Source organism: Bradyrhizobium ingae, assembly GCF_055791185.1.
The window spans coordinates 111825-127857 of the sequence record NZ_JBVUBB010000009.1 but is presented as its reverse complement, the minus strand read 5'-3'; the positions used below and the strand labels follow the sequence as shown (position 1 = coordinate 127857).

Below are 16033 nucleotides of genomic sequence, written 5' to 3'. Positions count from 1 at the left end.
TCCTCAGACCCCGAGATAAGCTTCCTTGACCGTATCGCTTGCCAGCATCTCCGCCGATGTACCCGAGCTGCGGATCGATCCGGCCTCGATCAGGTAGGCGCGGTCGACCACGCGCAGCACCTGCTGCACGTTCTGCTCGACGATCAGAACCGTCAGCCCCCTCGCGCGAATGCGCTTCACGAGCTCGAACACCTGCTGCACGACCACCGGGGCGAGGCCCGCGGAGGGCTCGTCGAGCAGCAGGAGTTTCGGATCAGACATCAGCGCGCGCCCGATCGCACACATCTGCTGTTCGCCCCCCGACATCGTGCCGGCCATCTGGTGCCGGCGTTCCTTCAGGCGCGGAAACAGCTCGAAGACGATCTCCAACCGCTCCGCATATTTGCGGCGCGCCATGAAGGCGCCCATCTTGAGATTGTCGTCGACCGAGAGTTGCGGAAATAGCCGCCGGTTCTCCGGCACATGCGCGATGCCCAGACTGACGATGCGATGCGCCGGCGTGGCCAGGACATCGACACCCTCCATTTTGATCGAGCCGCGCGCGGGCCGGATCAGGCCCGAGATCACCCGCATCAAGGTGGTCTTGCCGGCGCCGTTCGGGCCGATCACGCCGACCGCCTCGCCGGCCCTGACCTCGAGATTGATGCCGAACAGCGCCTGAAAGCTGCCATAGCCGGCATCGACAGATCGAAGCTCCAGCATGGCTCACCCTCCGGCGCGGCGGCGCGCTTCGGCGGCCGCGGCTTGCGTGGTCTCGGCGTCGGTGCCGAGATAGACCTCGATCACCCGCACGTCGCTGGCGACGGCGCTCGGCAGCCCCTCCGAAATCTTCTCGCCATGATCGAGCACCATCACGCGATCGACCACGCGCATCAGAACGCCCATGATGTGCTCGACCCAGATGATTGTGACGCCGAGGTCGTCGCGGATCTTTCGCAGCATGTCGGCGGCCTGGTCCATCTCGGCTTCATCAAGGCCGCCGAGGCTCTCATCGGCGAGCAGCAGCTTTGGCCCGGTGGCGAGAGCCTTTGCCAGCTCGAGCTTCTTGAGCCCTGCGGCGTTCAGGCCATCGACACCTGCATGGCGATCGGTCGGCAGACCAACTAGGGCGAGCGCGCGCTCGGCGGCCTCCTCGGCCTCGGCGCGGCTGTGGCGGCCTTGCCCGTAGTAGCCGGCAAGCGCGACATTCTCGAATATCGTCAGGCGGCGAAACGGCCGCGGGATCTGGAAGGTTCGGCCGATGCCGCCATTGATGATCCGGTGCGGCGCTAGCCCCGCGATCTCCGATCCTGCGAACATGATCGAGCCGGCGGTTGGGGTCAGCGTGCCCGAGAGCATGTTGAAGATGGTGCTCTTGCCCGAGCCGTTGGGGCCGATCAGGCCGAGGATCTCGCCCTGATCGACCCTAAAGGAGACGTTGTTGACGGCCGTGAAGCCGCCAAAACGTTTCACCAGCCCGCGAACTTCCAGCACCGCATCCCTCCGCCTCGCCTCGCGCTACTGGTTGCTGTAGGTGGTGCCCTTCGGCAGCGGCAGCACGGCCTCGCGCTGCGCCTGACTCTTCGGCCACACCACATAGGATTTGTCGTCGAGATACTGGATCACGACGGGGAACGAGCGCTCGTTCTGGCCCGCCATGGGCGTTCCCTCGCCGTAGAACTTGACGCCGAAGCCGAGCATTGTGCCGCCTTCGGGGATGTCGGTATCGAGCGCCGCCTTGCGCAACGCGTCCGGATCAACGCCGCCATACTTCTTGATCGCGCGCGGCAGAACGTTCGCCATGAAGACGTAGGTGTTGGAAGCACCGATGCCGACATGGGCGGAACGGATGGCGACGCCCGGCTTCATCTTGTCGAACTCCTCGCCGACCATCTTGATGACCGGCCCAAGCTTCGGGTCCATGGTCTTCTGGTTGGCGAGCCAGATCGAGATCGGATCGGTGTTGAAGATGTAGTTGGCGTCAGCGCCCATGCCCTCCTTCAGCTTCTCATAGACGCCATAGCCCGCACCATGCCCCATCAGCGCGCCGAACTTCAGGCCCTGCTCGCGCGCCTGGCGAAGCAGGAGCGTGATGTCGGGATTGTAGCCGGTGTGGAAAATCACGTCGGGCTTGGCGCGCTTGAGCTTCGTGACCAGTGCGGACAGATCGGGCGCGGTCGCCGAGTACCCCTCCTTCAGCACGACGTTGAAGCCGGCCTTCCGGGCGCCGGCCTCGTTGCCCTTGGCGACATCGACGCCGTAGGCACCGTCCTCGTGGATAATGGCGACGCGCAGGTCCTTGGGCTCCTTGCCGAACTTCTCCTTCGAGTTCTGCGCGATGAAGTCCATCGTCATCATGCCGAACTGATCGCCGCTCGCCTGCGGGCGAAACACGTATTTGTAGTTCTTGTCGGCGAATACCGCGGAGGAGATGCAGGTCGTCATCCACATGAACTTCTTCAACTGCTCGACGCGCGCCGCGACCGGCACACATTGCGCCGAGGAGAAGAAGCCGAGCACCATATCGACCTTCTCCTGCTCGAGCAGGCGGACGGATTCGTTGATGGCGACGTCGGGCTTGCTCTGCGCATCGGCGTAGATGGCCTCGACCTTGTAGCCCTCCACGCCGGTCTTTGCGAAATGATCGAGAATGATCTTGGCGCCGATATATTCGAGCTCGGAGCCGCCGCCGGCGAGCGGTCCGGTCAGGTCAAAAATCACACCGATCTTGATCTTCTTGTCCTGAGCCTGGGCGGATGCCGCCAGGCCCGTCGCCGCGATCGCGACCGTCAGCCCAAGCACTACGTGACTTACCAAGTGACGCACCAAGCGGGCAGCCATGCGCGTGCGCATCAAAACCTCCCTGGACGATTGTGCGTTGCAGTCTTCTTGTTTTTACGTCACGCCCATCACATGGGCTGGGAGATGCGATGTCAAGCCGAATAGCGTCGCGGGCTTGACGCGTCAGCGTGCGGCAAACTGCTGCTCCATGAAGGCCGTGACGAAGCGCGGCATGGTCGGCGTCAGATCGCTGAGCCCGCGGACCAGGTGAATGGCCGACAACTCGGGCTCGACCTGCGCCGCCAGATTGGCCTCGATCCGGGCGCGCGCCGCCTCGCCGGGCATGTCGAGGTCGAGGATCCGGATCATCGCGATCGCATGCCCCGCCATCACGCAATGCCAGTCCACGTCCGCCTGGTAGTCCTCAGGCTTCAGGCCCGTCTCCTCCTCGATCTCGCGGACGACGCTGCCGGGAATATCGAGGGCCCCTTCCCTGACGTCGGCGGGATCCGGCGTGCCGGAAGGAAAATAGATACGGCCGGCGTTCGAGGTGTGCTGACCCATCTCACCCATGACGAAGGCGCCGTCGGATGCACGCAGCGCGCCCATTCCAAAGCCGTTGAACACGGCTTTGTCGGGAAAACCCCAATCTCGCCAGGCAAGGAAGCTGGCGAAATCGGCCTCGAAATAGCGCGCGGAGAAATGGCCGCCTGCCAGCACGGGATCGCGCCCGAGCAGGATGCGGCCGTTCCAGAGCTGCGGCCGCTCGCGCTGCATGTCGGCAAAGTGCGCCCCGATTTCGGCGTGCCGTTCCTGCGCAAACGGCCACGGCTGCGCTTCCACGGTGAGATCGAGCGTCGTGACGCGATGAATGGCTGGAGATGTCATGACGCCTGCATAGCATCGCTTCGCGTCATTTGCTTGGCAATATTACTTTGAGTTCATCCCCGTCGTCTTCTTCGCCTGCTCCACGAATTTGTTGGTGAAGGTCTTGCTGACTTCGATCTTGGCGTTGGCAACCTCGGGCGAGCCTACGCTGAACACCGCGAGCACGGCGTCCGCGCCCTTCGGGTCCATCTTGCCGGTTTCCGAGAACATCGGGATCGTGTTCTTCAGCGCTGCGAGATACAGCTCCTTGTTCTTGCCGACCATCTCCTCCGGCATCTTCGCCATGATGTCTTCCGGCGAATGCGAATGGATCCAGGCGAGCGTGTTCAGCATCGCATTGGTCAGCGCCTGCGTCTCCTTTTCGTGGCCGGCGACCCAGGCCGCCGTCGAGTACAGCGCACCGCCCGGATACTCGCCGCCAAAGGTCTCGAGCGTATCTTTCTGTGTGCGGGTGTCGCTGAGAATGCGCAGATCCTTGTGGCTGCCCTGGAGCACGGTAACGGAGGGATCGAGCATCACGGCCGCATCGATCTGGCCCTGCTCCATGGCCGCAACCGCAGTTGCACCGAGGCCGACGCCGATCACCGCGGTGCCGGCGGGATCGAGCCCGTTCTTCTTCAGGAGATACTTCAGAAAGAAGTCGGTCGAGGAGCCGGGCGCGCTGACGCCGACCTTCTTGCCGGCGAGGTCCTTCACCGACTTGATCTCGTTGGTATGCGACGGAGCGACCACCAGCACGAGGCCGGGATAACGGTCATAGACAACGAAAGCCTGCAGCTCCTGCTTCTTGGCGGCGAGATTGACGCAATGGTCGAAATAGCCGGAGACGACGTCGGCGCTGCCGCCGAGCACGGCCTTGAGCGCATCGGAGCCGCCCTTGAGGTCGACGAGGTCGACATTGACGCCGGCCTTCTCATACTCACCGAGCTGCTTGGCCAGCACCGTGGGCAGATAGCACAGGCAGGAGCCGCCGCCGACCGCGATGGTGACCTTGCTCTGCGCTGCGGCAAAGCCGGTGGTGAGCGTGAGCGCGAGCAGCGCGCCCGCGAGCCTGGCAATCTTGTTCTTCATTGGTTTCCTCCGTTCGGCTGGCGGCACATTAGAGCAGCGGGACTGGCTTGAGAAGCGCTGGGCAAGACACTGGTCATCGGACTTTCGGCGCAATAGCATGACGGCATAACAACAACACTTTATCGGGAGAATCATCCATGAACCGCATCGCAACCGCCGTTTCGCTTGCCGCCGCCTTCGCCGCAGGGTGCGGCGTGACCTACCTGTTGCAGCCGGCGTGGGCTGCCGAGAACATCACCGCACAACTCATCCACACGGGCGAGATGCAAGGCGATGCGCTCGGGCCCGCGAACGAGGTCGGCTACCGCTCGAAAATGTTCATGGCGGCAGACGGCGCCACTGTCTCGATCCAGGTCGGCAACGTGCCCAAGCATTTGCATCCCAATACCAACGAGATCCAGTACATCCTGGATGGGACCGGAACGATCTGGCTCGGCGACAAGGAAGTGACGGTGAAGCCGGGCGACCTCGTGATCATTCCGAAGGGGACGCCGCATGGCGGCACCAAGCCGATCAGCGGACAGGTCAAGGCGATCGCGATCAAGACACCGCCGCAGGCGCCCGACGACACCAAGCTTCTGAACTGAGCTGGAGAGGCTCCCACACGTGTCGGGGCCCGCATCCCTGCGCGGGTGCGGCAACGATCGCACCATGGCTAGCCTCGCCCGTCCGCGGCCGTCGGCCGCCACACCAGAAGCCGGCGCTCCACCATCGTCACGCCCATGTCGATCAGGAGCACGAAGGCCGACAGCACGAACATGCCTGCAAACACGCCGGCAACGTCGAACACGCCTTCGGCCTGCTGAATCAAATAACCGAGGCCCGCGGCGGAGCCGAGATATTCACCGACGACGGCGCCGACCACGGCAAAGCCGACGGAGGTGTGCAGCGAGGAGAACATCCACGACAGCGCCGAGGGCCAATAGACATGTCGCATCAACTGCTGCTCGCTCATGCCGAGCATGCGGCCATTGTCCAGCACCGTGCGACTGACCTCCTTGACGCCCTGATAGACGTTGAAGAATACGATGAAGAACACCAGCGTCACGCCGAGCGCGACCTTGGACCAGATGCCGAGGCCGAGCCACAGCGCGAAGATCGGCGCGAGCACCACGCGCGGCAGGGCGTTGACCATCTTTACGTAGGGATCGAACACGGCGGCGACCAGCGGTTGCCGCGCGAACGAGAAGCCGACCAGCACTCCGCCGAGAGAGCCGATCACGAAGGCGAGAATCGACTCCCAGAGTGTGATCCAGAGATGCTTCCAGATCACACCGCTCGCGAACCATTTGACGATCTGGCTGAACACGTCGGCTGGGTTGGAAAAGAAAAACGGGGGCAGCAGGATCTTGCCGAACACCGGAACGGTCGAGAGCACCTGCCACAGCACGATCGCGACCACGGCGACCAGCAATTGCAGCGAGAGCAGCGTGAGGCGCGACATCAGACCGCCTCCGCCTGGGTGGATTGCGCGTAGCCCTTCATCACCTCATCCTTGAGCACGCTCCAGATCTCGCGATGGAGCGCGTGGAACTCCTTGTCCAGCCGCACCTCGAAAATGTCGCGCGGCCGTGCAAGCTGGACGCGCCAGTCGCCGATGATGCGCGAGGACGGCCCCGCCGACATGATCACCACACGATCGGCGAGTGCGATTGCCTCCTCCAGATCATGGGTGACGAACAGCACGGCCTTGCGGTCGGCGCTCCAGAGCTCGAGCAGGAGATTGCCCATGACCTGCCGGGTCTGGGCATCGAGCGGACCGAACGGCTCGTCCATCAGCAGGATTTTTGGATCGCGGATCAGGACCTGCGCCAGCGCCACGCGCTTGCGCTGGCCGCCCGAGAGCATGTGCGGATAGCGGCCCGCGAATGCGCCGAGCCCGACCGAGGTCAGCCATTTTTGCGCGCGTGCAAGCGCCTCGGGGCGCGGCGTGCCCTTGATCTCGAGGCCGATTGCCACATTGTCGATCGCCGTCTTCCAGGGGAACAGCGCATCGGCCTGGAACAAATAGCCGGCGTCCTTGTTGAGGCCCGCGAGCGGCCGGTCGAACACCTTGACGCTGCCGGCGGCGGGCTTCAGCAGCCCGGCGGCGACGTTGAGGAGCGTGGATTTGCCGCAACCGGTCGGACCGACGATGGCGACGAATTCACCTTGGCCGACGGTGAGCCGCGCCTCTTCGACCGCCGTATAGACGCGCCCATCCTCCAGCCGGAATGCGACTTTCGTATCCTCGAGCGCCACAGCTGTGGGCGTTGTCATCTGCCGATTTCCTCCCAGCTCTTGGCTGGATGCCATAGCCGCTTGCGCCGCCAAGTTCAATTGAGCGGCCAAGCGTGGTACGCATGCGGGGTCGCCTCCATCAATCTCCCCTTGCGGGAGTGCAAGGCCGGGTCCTCACCGATGCCCACCAAATCAGTGATTGGTTATGCGCACGTCGCGAAAGACTTCGGCCCGGTCATGGCTGTCGACGGCGTTTCGCTTGACGTCGCCGAAGGCGAGTTTCTGGCCATCGTCGGCGGCTCGGGCTCGGGCAAGACCACCCTGCTGCGACTGACCAACCGGCTGATCGAGGCCGACCGCGGCACGATCACTGTCGAAGGCGAGGATATCAGCCGTGTCGACCCGGTCGCGCTGCGGCGGCGCATCGGCTACGTCTTCCAGAGCGGCGGGCTGTTTCCGCATCTTAGCGTGGCGGACAATATCGGCATCACGCCGAAGCTGCTGGGCGTTCCGCAGGGGGAGATAGCTTCACGCGTGGACGAGCTGCTCGACCTCGTGCGGCTCGACCGCATCCAGCATCGCGATCGATTGCCGCAGGACCTGTCCGGCGGACAGCGCCAGCGCGTCGGCGTGGCGCGGGCGCTTGCGGCGCGTCCACGCATCGTGCTGATGGACGAGCCGTTCGGCGCGCTCGATCCACTGACGCGCGACGCGCTCGGCGAGGACTATCGCGCACTGCATCACAAGCTCGGCCTGACCACGGTCATGATCACCCACGACATGACGGAAGCGATCCTTCTTGCCGACCGCATAGCAGTGATGCACGCCGGGCAACTGCTTGCGCTGGGCACGCCGGCGGAGCTCGGCCGAAGCGACGATGCCTATGTTCTGGAGTTGCTGCGCACGCCGCGGCGCCAGGTCGCCCGACTGAACGAGCGGCTGCCACAGGGTGGTGCGGCATGAGCCTGATCTCGGATCCGCGCTGGGGGGAGGCGCTGTCGCATCTGCCGGACTATCTCGGCAACCATGTGCGGGTGAGCCTCGCGGCGCTCGCGCTCGGGCTCATCGTGAGCCTGCCGCTCGCGATCCTCTGCCGCAACCGCCCGGTTGCGCGCAACATCCTGCTCGCGCTCGCGAGCATCGTGCAGACCGTGCCGGGGCTGGCACTGCTCGCGCTGTTCTATCCGCTCCTGCTGCTGGCGGCTTCCGCAACGTTCGCCTGGTTCGGGGTTTCCTTTTCCGCCTTCGGCTTCCTGCCGGCAATGCTGGCGCTGGCGCTCTATTCTATGCTGCCGGTGCTGCGCAACGGCATCACCGGCTTGAACGGCATCGATCCCGCCTTGCTGGAAGCGGCCCAAGGGGTCGGCATGACGCCGCGGCAATCGCTCGCCATGGTCGAGCTGCCGTTGGCGCTGCCGGTGATGATGGCAGGCATTCGCACCGCCGCCGTCTGGGTGATCGGCACGGCAACATTGTCCACGCCGATCGGGCAGACCAGCCTCGGCAATTACATCTTCGCCGGCCTGCAGACCCAGAACTGGGTGTTCGTGCTGTTCGGCTGTATTGCATCGGCCGTGCTGGCGCTTGCTGTCGATCAACTGCTCGGCCTGATCGAAACAGGCTTGCGCAATCGCAGCCGCCTGCGCACAACGCTTGGCGGCGTCGGAATTGCGGCGCTGGTCGCCGCGACGCTGGTGCCTTCGCTCGGACGCTCCTCGCCAGCTTACGTCGTCGGCGCCAAGACGTTCGCCGAGCAATACGTGTTGTCGGCCCTGATACGGGACCGCCTGGCGGCGGCGGGCCTGCCCGCAACGGCGCGCTCGGGCCTCGGCTCGAACGTCGCCTTCGAGGCACTGAAGGCCGGCGACATCGACCTCTATGTCGACTATTCGGGCACGCTCTGGGCTAACCAGTTGCACCGCACGGATATCAAGCCGCGCAAGGAGCTGATCGAGGAATTGAAGACGGCGCTCGCCAGACAGAACATCACACTGCTTGGCGAGCTCGGCTTCGAGAATGCCTACGCGCTGGTGATGCCGCGCAAGCGCGCCGAAGCGCTCGGCATTCACTCCGTCGCCGATCTGGCCGCGCATGCGTCAGATCTGTCGATCGCCGGCGACTACGAGTTCTTCTCGCGTCCCGAATGGGCGGCATTGCGCGACGCCTATGGGCTTGCGTTCCGCGCCCAGCGGCAGATGCAACCGGATTTCATGTATGCGGCCGTCGCAAACGGCGAGGTGGACGTCATCGCGGGCTACACCAGCGACGGCCTGATCGCGAAATATGATCTCGTAGCGCTCGACGATCCCAAGAACGCGATCCCGCCCTACGATGCCATTTTGCTGCTTGCTCCCAAGCGTGCCGGCGACGAGCGGCTCAAGGCCGCGCTTAAGCCGCTGCTCGATCGGATCGACATCGCCGACATGCGCGAAGCCAATCTGCGCGCCAGCGGGAACGACGCGAACTCGTCCCCCGACGCGGTGGCCAGGTGGTTATGGACGAAGATCGGACAACGATAGAGTCGAGGGGGTAGCCGGTTTGCGGGGGAGTTGGCTACCCCCTCCCTGCCCCTCTCTGGAGGACGAGAGGGTAGTGCGGTAATTCACGCCCTCACTTCCTGCCGCTGGAACAGCACGTAGCCGAAGACGAACAGGACGATGGTGCCGGCGATGAGGCCGACAGTCTGCGGCCAGGCGATCATGACGCTTTCGCGGAACGGCAATGGTGCGCCCATCACCGCGCCACGGAGCTGGTCGATGAACACGGGCCCCAACGCGCGCGTGGTGGGCGACAGCACGGCCAGCATGGCCTCGCCGAACAGATCGTTCGGCGACAGCCGCAACAGCTCCTGCGTCCACACCGCGGTCGCCGGATCGTTGAGGCCGAGCAGCACATAGCGCGGATCGGGCGGCGCGATAGCCTGTGCCAGCGCAGGCGCCAGCATCGGCCACAGCACGGTCAGAAACAGCCAGGTGCCGAGCGCAACCAGGGCTGCGGTCGCGGGCGAGCGGAACATGATCGAGAGCAGCATGGCGAGCGAGAGCCAGACACCGGCGTAGAAGATCGCTACCACCAGAAACACCAGCGAACGCGCGATCTCCTCGGTACCCGGCGGCACGCCGAGAAAGATCAACCCGAGCCCAATCACCAGCAGCCAGAGCGCCGCGAGGCTGATACCGATGGTGGCAAGCGCGGCGAGATATTTCCCCATCAGCAATGCATCGCGATAGATCGGCTGCGCCAGGATGCGCGACAAGGTCCGCCGGTTATGCTCGCTGTTGACTGCGTCGAAGCCGAGCCCGATCGCCATCAACGGAATGAGGAAACCGAGGATGGCGACAAAGGACGGCAGCGGCGCCTGGTCGATGGTGAAGAGGCGCAGCAGCAGGAACGGATCTTCCGCCGTGTTCTGCTTGAGACTGTTGATCGCCTCATAGAGCGCGGCAAGCGCCGTGAAGACGATGAGCAATTGCAGCATCAGCATGCGGACGCTGGAAACATGATCCGCCAGCTCCTTGACGAAGACCGTGGACAGGCCCTGGAACGGAGATCCCTCACGCCGCATGACGAACGTCTCCTGTGGGCTGAGCCTGGAAATAACGCGCGTAGATCACCTCGAGGCTCGGCTCGTCGACTGACAGCCGCCTGAGCGCGCCGTCAACCGCCACCACCGCGCGCGCCGCGTCCGGCCGCACGTCGCGCTCGGCGGTCATGCGGAAGCGATCGGCGGCGAGGGTCTCGACCTGGGTTACCCCGGGAATCATCGCAAGCCTCCGCGCGATGCCGGCGCCTTCGGCCTCCACCTCGACCACGAAGCCCGCGCCAAGCACCTTGACCGAAAGCTCCGGCACCGAGCCCATCAGCACGATGCGCCCGGCCTGGAACAGCGCGACGCGGTCACAGATGCGCTGCACCTGGTCGAGCATATGGGACGAAAGCAGCACCGTGACGCCTTCGGCCTTGAGCTCGCCGATCAACGCGAGGAATTCCAGCGTTGCCTGCGGGTCAAGCCCGCTTGTCGGCTCGTCGAGAATGGCGATCTCGGCGCGTTTGGCGATGATCTCGGCAAGGCCCAGCCGCTGGCGCATGCCGCGCGAGAAGGTCGCAACGCGCCGGTCCGCGACGTTGGCAAGCCCGACGCGCGCGAGCGCCGCCGCGATCCGCCGCGCTCGCTCGCCGCGCGACAGGCCCATCAGCTTCGCGGTGTAGGCCAGGTTTTCCGTTGCCGTGAGCTGGTCGTAGAAGCCGACCGCGTCGGGCAAATAGCCGACCCGCCGCTTGACCTGCAAGGGCTGGCGCGGCGGATCGAAGCCGAGGACGCTGACCGTGCCTGAGGAGATCTCGGTCAGGCCGAGCATCATCATGATGGTCGTTGTCTTGCCGGCGCCGTTCGGCCCTAACAGGCCGAACACCTCACCCTTTGCGATATCGAAGTCGATGGCGTCCACGACGGCCGCCTTGCCGTATCGCCGCGTCAGGCCGCGCGCCGTGATGACGGTGCCGCGCGTCGCTGTCTTTTTCTCCGGAGTGTTGCTCATCGCCGACCAAACCTCGCAACTGCACCCAGCATCAACAACAGCGCGACGCCGATCACGCCGGCACCCGCCATGCCCCACACCGTCGACGTGCCGACGGTGATACGGAACTGGCTCGAGGCGTTTTCGCCACGCGAGGTGGCGCGGATCGTGGCCTGGTAATCGCCGGCGAGGGACTTGTCGCTCGGCGTCACCAGCGCCTGCACCTCGGCATCCTTGCCGGGGACGAGGCGCTCGATGGCGTTCGGCTCGAACGTCACCTTCCAGCCGCTTGGCGCAGTGCCCGCAAGCGCGATGTTCTCGGCTGGTGCCGTGCCGGTGTTGGTCACCACGATCGGGATCGAGCTCTGCTGGCCGGCGACGGCGCGCGCGCTCAGCAGGCCATCGCGCCCCGAAACCTGGAGCTGGGGCTGGCCGACCACGTCAAGCGCAAGATCCGTCGATGCGGAGACGTCCTCGGCCTTCACCGTCACTTTCACCGGGAAATGTCCGGCGTCGATCGTGCTGGGCGGACGCACCTTCAGCTTGACGTCCTTGGATTGGCCGGCATCGATCGGGATCGAAGACAGCTCCTGCGAGCCATAAGCCTCGGTGAACGACGTCTCGAAATTCGCCGGCGCTTCGGCGGCAAAACTTGCGACGAGATTGCGCCCCGAGTCATTCTTGATCGATAGCGTGTAGTCGAAATTGGATTTCGGGCTGCCGCGCAGCGACGGCAGACTCGATTTCACGCTGAGCTTGGCCGGCAGCTCCTTGGCGAGCGACACCGCAATCGGCAGCTCCGCGTTCGTCCCCTGCCCCTGCGCCTTCACCGTGAGCGTCTGCGGACTGAGATCGCTGTTTGCGGGAACGTCGAGCCTCAGTTGCAATGCGACACTGGAGTCGGGCGCAGGCATGGCGGCACCGACCGGCTGGCCGCCGCCGAGCAGCGTCGCGCTCCACCCCGCAGGCACGCCCGCGACCGAAAGCTGATAGCGCTCCGGCGACAGGCCGTAGTCCTGCAAGCGCAACGAAATGTTGGTGGTAGTCCCCGGCCGCACCGTGACCGACGGATAGTCGGTCATGAGGTATAGGCCCTTGATGTCGTGATCATGCGCGGGCTCGGCGGCATGGGCGGCGGGGCCGATCAAGGTGAGGATAAATGCAAGACGCGCAGCATCAAGCACTCGCATGGACGATACTCCTTGCAAGGAAAGTTGAATCACGGATGGGCATCGTGCCGCCGAAGAGACATTGGCGGCAGCGCGTCGCATCATCGAAGCAATCATGACGATGTTTTGGAAGCGAAGCACCGCGCCAGTTACAAGTCGGTGATTGCAGGCGTTTTCGGCTCAGACTTTAGTTTGAAAAATGCGCGAGACTTCAAACCGACGTGAGCGGGCAAGCGCGGCAACGTGGATTTGTGAACCAAATTTGCACAATGCATCCGCATCGTCATTGCGAGCGAAGCGATTCAGAATCTTTCCGCTGAGCGAGTCTGGATTAGCTCGTCGCTTTGCTCCACAGCAATGACGGCGTGGAAGCGCCACACGTCGACTACACGCGCTACAGCCCGTGGATCATGCCGGCATTGATCAAGAGGCGATTGAGCCGTCGCGCTTCCTGGCCGTCCTTGCAGCCATAGAAGATGCCCTTGCAGCGGAGCATGACGTCCTTCTGCGCGGCGAAGGACGGGTCGAGCGGGATGCCGGCGGCTTCCTGGATCACCAGCGGCAAATAGGCGCCGTCGATCGTGTCCATCACCGCATTGCTTTTCACCGGCTCGAAATTGATGGCGTCGATTGCATAATAGGTGGCGTAGAGACGCGGATCATAATCGTCGAGCTTCTTGCCGAGACTGCCTTCGTCGAGCCCGGGCTCGAGGATCTGCGGCGCGAATTCCGGCTGATGATCGCCATAGCGCACGATCAGGAACGGCTCATTCGGAAATTTCTTCTTCAGTCCGGCCAGGAAGGCCTGGTACTGCTCGGCGCTCATCGCCTGGCGGCGCAGATATTCGTCGATCGACGGTGTGTTACCGGGCGCGCGCCAGCTGGGCATCAGGTCGGGACGAAAGCGCGTCTCCCAGGGGAAATGATTGGCGCCGAGATAGATGAAGCTGAACAGCGGCTTGTTCGGCGGCTGCTCGCCCATCAACTGAAGGGCCTTGTCGTAGAAGAACGAATCCGGCTCGACGTCCTTCGCACCGAGGTCCTTCGCATCATAGAAGCGCTCGATGCCGGTCGTCATCTGGAAGCTGCGCGCGCTCATGAAGGCGCCGTAGGCGGGATACAGCGACATCGCGTCATAGCCACAGCGGCGCAAGCTGAGCGGCAGGCCGCGCTCGACCCGGCCCGAGGCGATGCGCGTCACGAAATAGGCGAAGCGGCCGAAGGAGCGCGACGACAGGCCGGCGAGCACGTTGTATTCGGTGAACCAGCTCGGCCCGCCATTGCTCTCGGCGAGGAAGGTGCGCTGCTTGCCGTCCCAGGATTTGAAGTGACTGCCGTAGCCAGGCGGCACCTTGATGCCTTGCGCGGCACGGATGTCGAAACTGGATTCATCATGGATCATGATGATGTTCGGCCGCCGCCCCGCGGGGTGGCAGGCATCGACCAGCGGCACGTTGAGATGCTCGCCGGTGGATGCGGCCGACTCCATGAAGCCGTATTGCATGAAGTCGGAGACCGCAGTGACGCCGGAGCGAAAGAATTTCGAGAGATAGCCGTCGTCGTAATAGCCGCGCCAGGCTTCGTCCGGATGATAGAGGGAATAGCCGACCAGCGCGGCGAGACAGGCGAGCTTGCAGGCGAGCGCCGGCAGGCGGCGGATGCGGAACGGATCGAGCCACCACAGCGCATACATCAGCGGCAGGATGACGAGGCAGACCCCGATCACCGACCAGCGCAGGTTCGGGAAGATCGTGAACAGGAAGGCGACGGTGTCGCGGTCGATCATCATCAGGTCGATGAAATTGACCGTCATCTGCACGACGTCGTGCTTGAGCCGCGACAGCAGCACCAGCACCACGACCATGGTCAGCGACAGCGCGCCCGACAGCGCCGGGCGGCGGAGCAGCGTGATCCAGAAGAAGTTGAGGATGCCCCAGCTGAGCGCGAAGCCGAGGCGCGAGCTGAAATCGGTCTCGGTCTCGTACATCAGCCCGAGCGCGGGCAGGTGCGGCGCGGCGACGGCGAGGAGGCGCCAGATGCCGATCGCGGCAACGCTCGCCAGCACGGCGGTGGTGGCAGAAGGACCTGGGTTGGGCGCGGACGCCATTGACGACACGCTGAACACGCTCCGGCGCGGTGATGCCAAGCCATCTGGCAACCTGCTGGCGGCCAAGGCGTCCGGCGCCGCCGGAGGGCGCCGTGTCATAAAACTGTAACGGAACAGTCATGGACAGGCAACGCGACGCGCCGTCCGACCTTCGCTTAATGTTAGCGGTCGGCGATTGCCTGGCCCGGCCTCGCGATGCCGGCGATGAAGACGTCGATCACCGCTTCGGCCATCCTTTCGATCTCGCCCTCCTCCACGCCCCAGCGCGGGAAATGACCGTCGAGATTCATCCGGGCGAAACCGTAGACCAGGGCGCGGGCGGCGATCTGGATCGGCTTCAGCTCGCCCTGCCGCAGCAGTCCCTGCTCAGCAGCATCAGCCAGCATGCGCTCGGTCAGCGCAATCAGCTCGGCATTGTCGCGGGTGAGCTCGGGCGAACTGCCGTGGGCGAAGTAGCGCCCCGTCGAGATGATCTCGAAATGGGCGGGGTTGCGCATCGCCCAGCGCAAATAGGCAAGGCCGAAGGCGCGTAGACGAGCGAGCGGATCGGCCGGCGGCGCCTGCGCCAGTACCGCATCGATCTCTGCGCGAAACCGTCGCTGCGCCTCCACGGCCACTGCCGCCATCAGCGCGACCCGGTTGGGAAAATGCCGGAACGGCGCCCCCGGCGACACAGCGGCCCGCCGCGCCGCCTCGCGGACGGAGACCTCACCGCCCTCGCTCGCTAGTTGCAGCGCAGCGTCGATCAGCACGCGGCGGAGATCGCCGTGATGATAGGGCCGTGCTTCGGTGGCGCGGGAGCGGCGCTTTGGAGGCTCACGGGCGGGCATCGAAAACTTCTAGCATCACCCGAACGTGAATGTAAGCAGCGATTACACCGTTGACCACGACAGATCCACCAAATGTAATCGATGATTACATAGCGGAGGACCCATCGTCATGTCGCAACGTCAAAGCTGGTTCGAGGGCTGGCGCCTGCTCGCCGTGCTCAGCGTGAGTCTGATCGCGTTCAGCCTCTGGATCGCCGCGATGCGGCACTTCGAGGTCGAAGGCGTACGGATGGCGATACGTTTTACGGCGCGCAGCTCGCTCCTCCTGTTCTGCCTCGCCTTCAGCGCCGCCGCCCTCGCCCGGCTCTCGCCCAACGCCTGGACGCGCTGGCAGCGCCGCAACCGGCGCTATCTCGGCCTCGGCTTTGCCGTCTCCCACGGTCTCCACGCGATTGCGATCGTCGCATTCGCCAGGATGGATCCGGCCGGCTTTGCCACCGCGACTCGGCCGCGTCCTACGTCTTCGGCGGG

At 64.5% G+C, this 16033-nt stretch carries 15 protein-coding genes; 3 read left to right on the top strand and 12 right to left on the bottom strand.

What is annotated here, in order from left to right; all coding sequences use genetic code 11:
- Positions 1 to 3: 3 nt before the first annotated feature.
- The 5 genes from ACV1FX_RS16295 to ACV1FX_RS16275 all read right to left on the bottom strand — a co-directional run bounded on the left by ACV1FX_RS16295 (position 4) and on the right by ACV1FX_RS16275 (position 4719).
- Positions 4 to 702: an ABC transporter ATP-binding protein gene (locus ACV1FX_RS16295; RefSeq protein ID WP_473118568.1), complete on the bottom strand. Its 699-nt coding sequence runs from the start codon at positions 700 to 702 to the stop codon at positions 4 to 6.
- 3 nt (positions 703 to 705) lie between these two features.
- Complete coding sequence (locus ACV1FX_RS16290; protein ID WP_473118567.1) at positions 706 to 1473, bottom strand: ABC transporter ATP-binding protein; 768 nt, start codon at positions 1471 to 1473, stop codon at positions 706 to 708.
- 24 nt (positions 1474 to 1497) lie between these two features.
- Positions 1498 to 2832, bottom strand: a complete 1335-nt coding sequence (locus ACV1FX_RS16285; protein ID WP_473118566.1) for an ABC transporter substrate-binding protein — start codon at positions 2830 to 2832, stop codon at positions 1498 to 1500.
- 111 nt (positions 2833 to 2943) lie between these two features.
- A complete protein-coding gene (locus tag ACV1FX_RS16280; RefSeq protein WP_473118565.1) occupies positions 2944 to 3648 on the bottom strand; it encodes an NUDIX hydrolase in 705 nt (234 codons plus the stop codon).
- 42 nt (positions 3649 to 3690) lie between these two features.
- The gene (locus ACV1FX_RS16275; RefSeq protein WP_473118564.1) at positions 3691 to 4719 is read right to left on the bottom strand and encodes an ABC transporter substrate-binding protein; all 1029 of its coding nucleotides are present in this window, start codon (positions 4717 to 4719) and stop codon (positions 3691 to 3693) included.
- A gap of 137 nt (positions 4720 to 4856) precedes the next feature.
- On the opposite strand from ACV1FX_RS16275, the gene ACV1FX_RS16270 reads away from it, so the two are divergent.
- Positions 4857 to 5306 (top strand): cupin domain-containing protein, encoded by a 450-nt coding sequence (locus ACV1FX_RS16270; protein WP_473118563.1) that lies wholly within the window; start codon positions 4857 to 4859, stop codon positions 5304 to 5306.
- A 68-nt stretch (positions 5307 to 5374) separates the two neighbouring features.
- Here ACV1FX_RS16270 and ACV1FX_RS16265 read toward each other — a convergent pair whose 3' ends face one another.
- Together ACV1FX_RS16265 and ACV1FX_RS16260 are read right to left on the bottom strand one after the other, a co-directional pair.
- A complete protein-coding gene (locus ACV1FX_RS16265; protein ID WP_473118562.1) occupies positions 5375 to 6163 on the bottom strand; it encodes an ABC transporter permease in 789 nt (262 codons plus the stop codon).
- A complete protein-coding gene (locus ACV1FX_RS16260) occupies positions 6163 to 6978 on the bottom strand; it encodes an ABC transporter ATP-binding protein (RefSeq protein WP_473118561.1) in 816 nt (271 codons plus the stop codon). Before ACV1FX_RS16260 ends, ACV1FX_RS16265 begins: the two co-directional genes overlap by 1 nt.
- A 141-nt stretch (positions 6979 to 7119) precedes the next feature.
- Between ACV1FX_RS16260 and ACV1FX_RS16255 the strand changes: the two genes are divergently transcribed.
- Together ACV1FX_RS16255 and ACV1FX_RS16250 are read left to right on the top strand one after the other, a co-directional pair.
- Positions 7120 to 7902, top strand: a complete 783-nt coding sequence (locus ACV1FX_RS16255) for an ATP-binding cassette domain-containing protein (RefSeq protein WP_473118560.1) — start codon at positions 7120 to 7122, stop codon at positions 7900 to 7902.
- On the top strand, positions 7899 to 9458 hold the full coding sequence (locus tag ACV1FX_RS16250) for a glycine betaine ABC transporter substrate-binding protein (protein ID WP_473118559.1): 1560 nt from the start codon (positions 7899 to 7901) through the stop codon (positions 9456 to 9458). Before ACV1FX_RS16255 ends, ACV1FX_RS16250 begins: the two co-directional genes overlap by 4 nt.
- 83 nt (positions 9459 to 9541) lie before the next feature.
- Here ACV1FX_RS16250 and ACV1FX_RS16245 read toward each other — a convergent pair whose 3' ends face one another.
- The 5 genes from ACV1FX_RS16245 to ACV1FX_RS16225 form a co-directional block, all read right to left on the bottom strand.
- Complete coding sequence (locus tag ACV1FX_RS16245) at positions 9542 to 10504, bottom strand: ABC transporter permease (protein ID WP_473118558.1); 963 nt, start codon at positions 10502 to 10504, stop codon at positions 9542 to 9544.
- Entirely contained in the window at positions 10494 to 11477 is a 984-nt protein-coding gene (locus ACV1FX_RS16240; protein ID WP_473118557.1) for an ABC transporter ATP-binding protein, read from the bottom strand. Before ACV1FX_RS16240 ends, ACV1FX_RS16245 begins: the two co-directional genes overlap by 11 nt.
- Positions 11474 to 12646, bottom strand: a complete 1173-nt coding sequence (locus ACV1FX_RS16235; RefSeq protein ID WP_473118556.1) for a COG1470 family protein — start codon at positions 12644 to 12646, stop codon at positions 11474 to 11476. Before ACV1FX_RS16235 ends, ACV1FX_RS16240 begins: the two co-directional genes overlap by 4 nt.
- 373 nt (positions 12647 to 13019) lie before the next feature.
- Complete coding sequence (locus tag ACV1FX_RS16230) at positions 13020 to 14732, bottom strand: sulfatase-like hydrolase/transferase (RefSeq protein WP_473118555.1); 1713 nt, start codon at positions 14730 to 14732, stop codon at positions 13020 to 13022.
- A 161-nt stretch (positions 14733 to 14893) separates the two neighbouring features.
- Positions 14894 to 15562, bottom strand: a complete 669-nt coding sequence (locus tag ACV1FX_RS16225; RefSeq protein ID WP_473118554.1) for a TetR/AcrR family transcriptional regulator — start codon at positions 15560 to 15562, stop codon at positions 14894 to 14896.
- Positions 15563 to 16033: the final 471 nt, after the last annotated feature.

Excerpts from the sequence above, each read along its gene's own strand:
- ACV1FX_RS16275 (WP_473118564.1), bottom strand. The coding sequence starts at position 4,719 with ATGAAGAACAAGATTGCCAGGCTCGCGGGCGCGCTGCTCGCGCTCACG.
- ACV1FX_RS16250 (WP_473118559.1), top strand. The coding sequence starts at position 7,899 with ATGAGCCTGATCTCGGATCCGCGCTGGGGGGAGGCGCTGTCGCATCTG.
- ACV1FX_RS16295 (WP_473118568.1), bottom strand. The coding sequence starts at position 702 with ATGCTGGAGCTTCGATCTGTCGATGCCGGCTATGGCAGCTTTCAGGCG.
- ACV1FX_RS16285 (WP_473118566.1), bottom strand. The coding sequence starts at position 2,832 with ATGCGCACGCGCATGGCTGCCCGCTTGGTGCGTCACTTGGTAAGTCAC.
- ACV1FX_RS16280 (WP_473118565.1), bottom strand. The coding sequence starts at position 3,648 with ATGACATCTCCAGCCATTCATCGCGTCACGACGCTCGATCTCACCGTG.
- ACV1FX_RS16260 (WP_473118561.1), bottom strand. The coding sequence starts at position 6,978 with ATGACAACGCCCACAGCTGTGGCGCTCGAGGATACGAAAGTCGCATTC.
- ACV1FX_RS16270 (WP_473118563.1), top strand. The coding sequence starts at position 4,857 with ATGAACCGCATCGCAACCGCCGTTTCGCTTGCCGCCGCCTTCGCCGCA.
- ACV1FX_RS16255 (WP_473118560.1), top strand. The coding sequence starts at position 7,120 with ATGCCCACCAAATCAGTGATTGGTTATGCGCACGTCGCGAAAGACTTC.
- ACV1FX_RS16225 (WP_473118554.1), bottom strand. The coding sequence starts at position 15,562 with ATGCCCGCCCGTGAGCCTCCAAAGCGCCGCTCCCGCGCCACCGAAGCA.
- ACV1FX_RS16230 (WP_473118555.1), bottom strand. The coding sequence starts at position 14,732 with ATGGCGTCCGCGCCCAACCCAGGTCCTTCTGCCACCACCGCCGTGCTG.
- ACV1FX_RS16235 (WP_473118556.1), bottom strand. The coding sequence starts at position 12,646 with ATGCGAGTGCTTGATGCTGCGCGTCTTGCATTTATCCTCACCTTGATC.
- ACV1FX_RS16245 (WP_473118558.1), bottom strand. The coding sequence starts at position 10,504 with ATGCGGCGTGAGGGATCTCCGTTCCAGGGCCTGTCCACGGTCTTCGTC.
- ACV1FX_RS16265 (WP_473118562.1), bottom strand. The coding sequence starts at position 6,163 with ATGTCGCGCCTCACGCTGCTCTCGCTGCAATTGCTGGTCGCCGTGGTC.
- ACV1FX_RS16240 (WP_473118557.1), bottom strand. The coding sequence starts at position 11,477 with ATGAGCAACACTCCGGAGAAAAAGACAGCGACGCGCGGCACCGTCATC.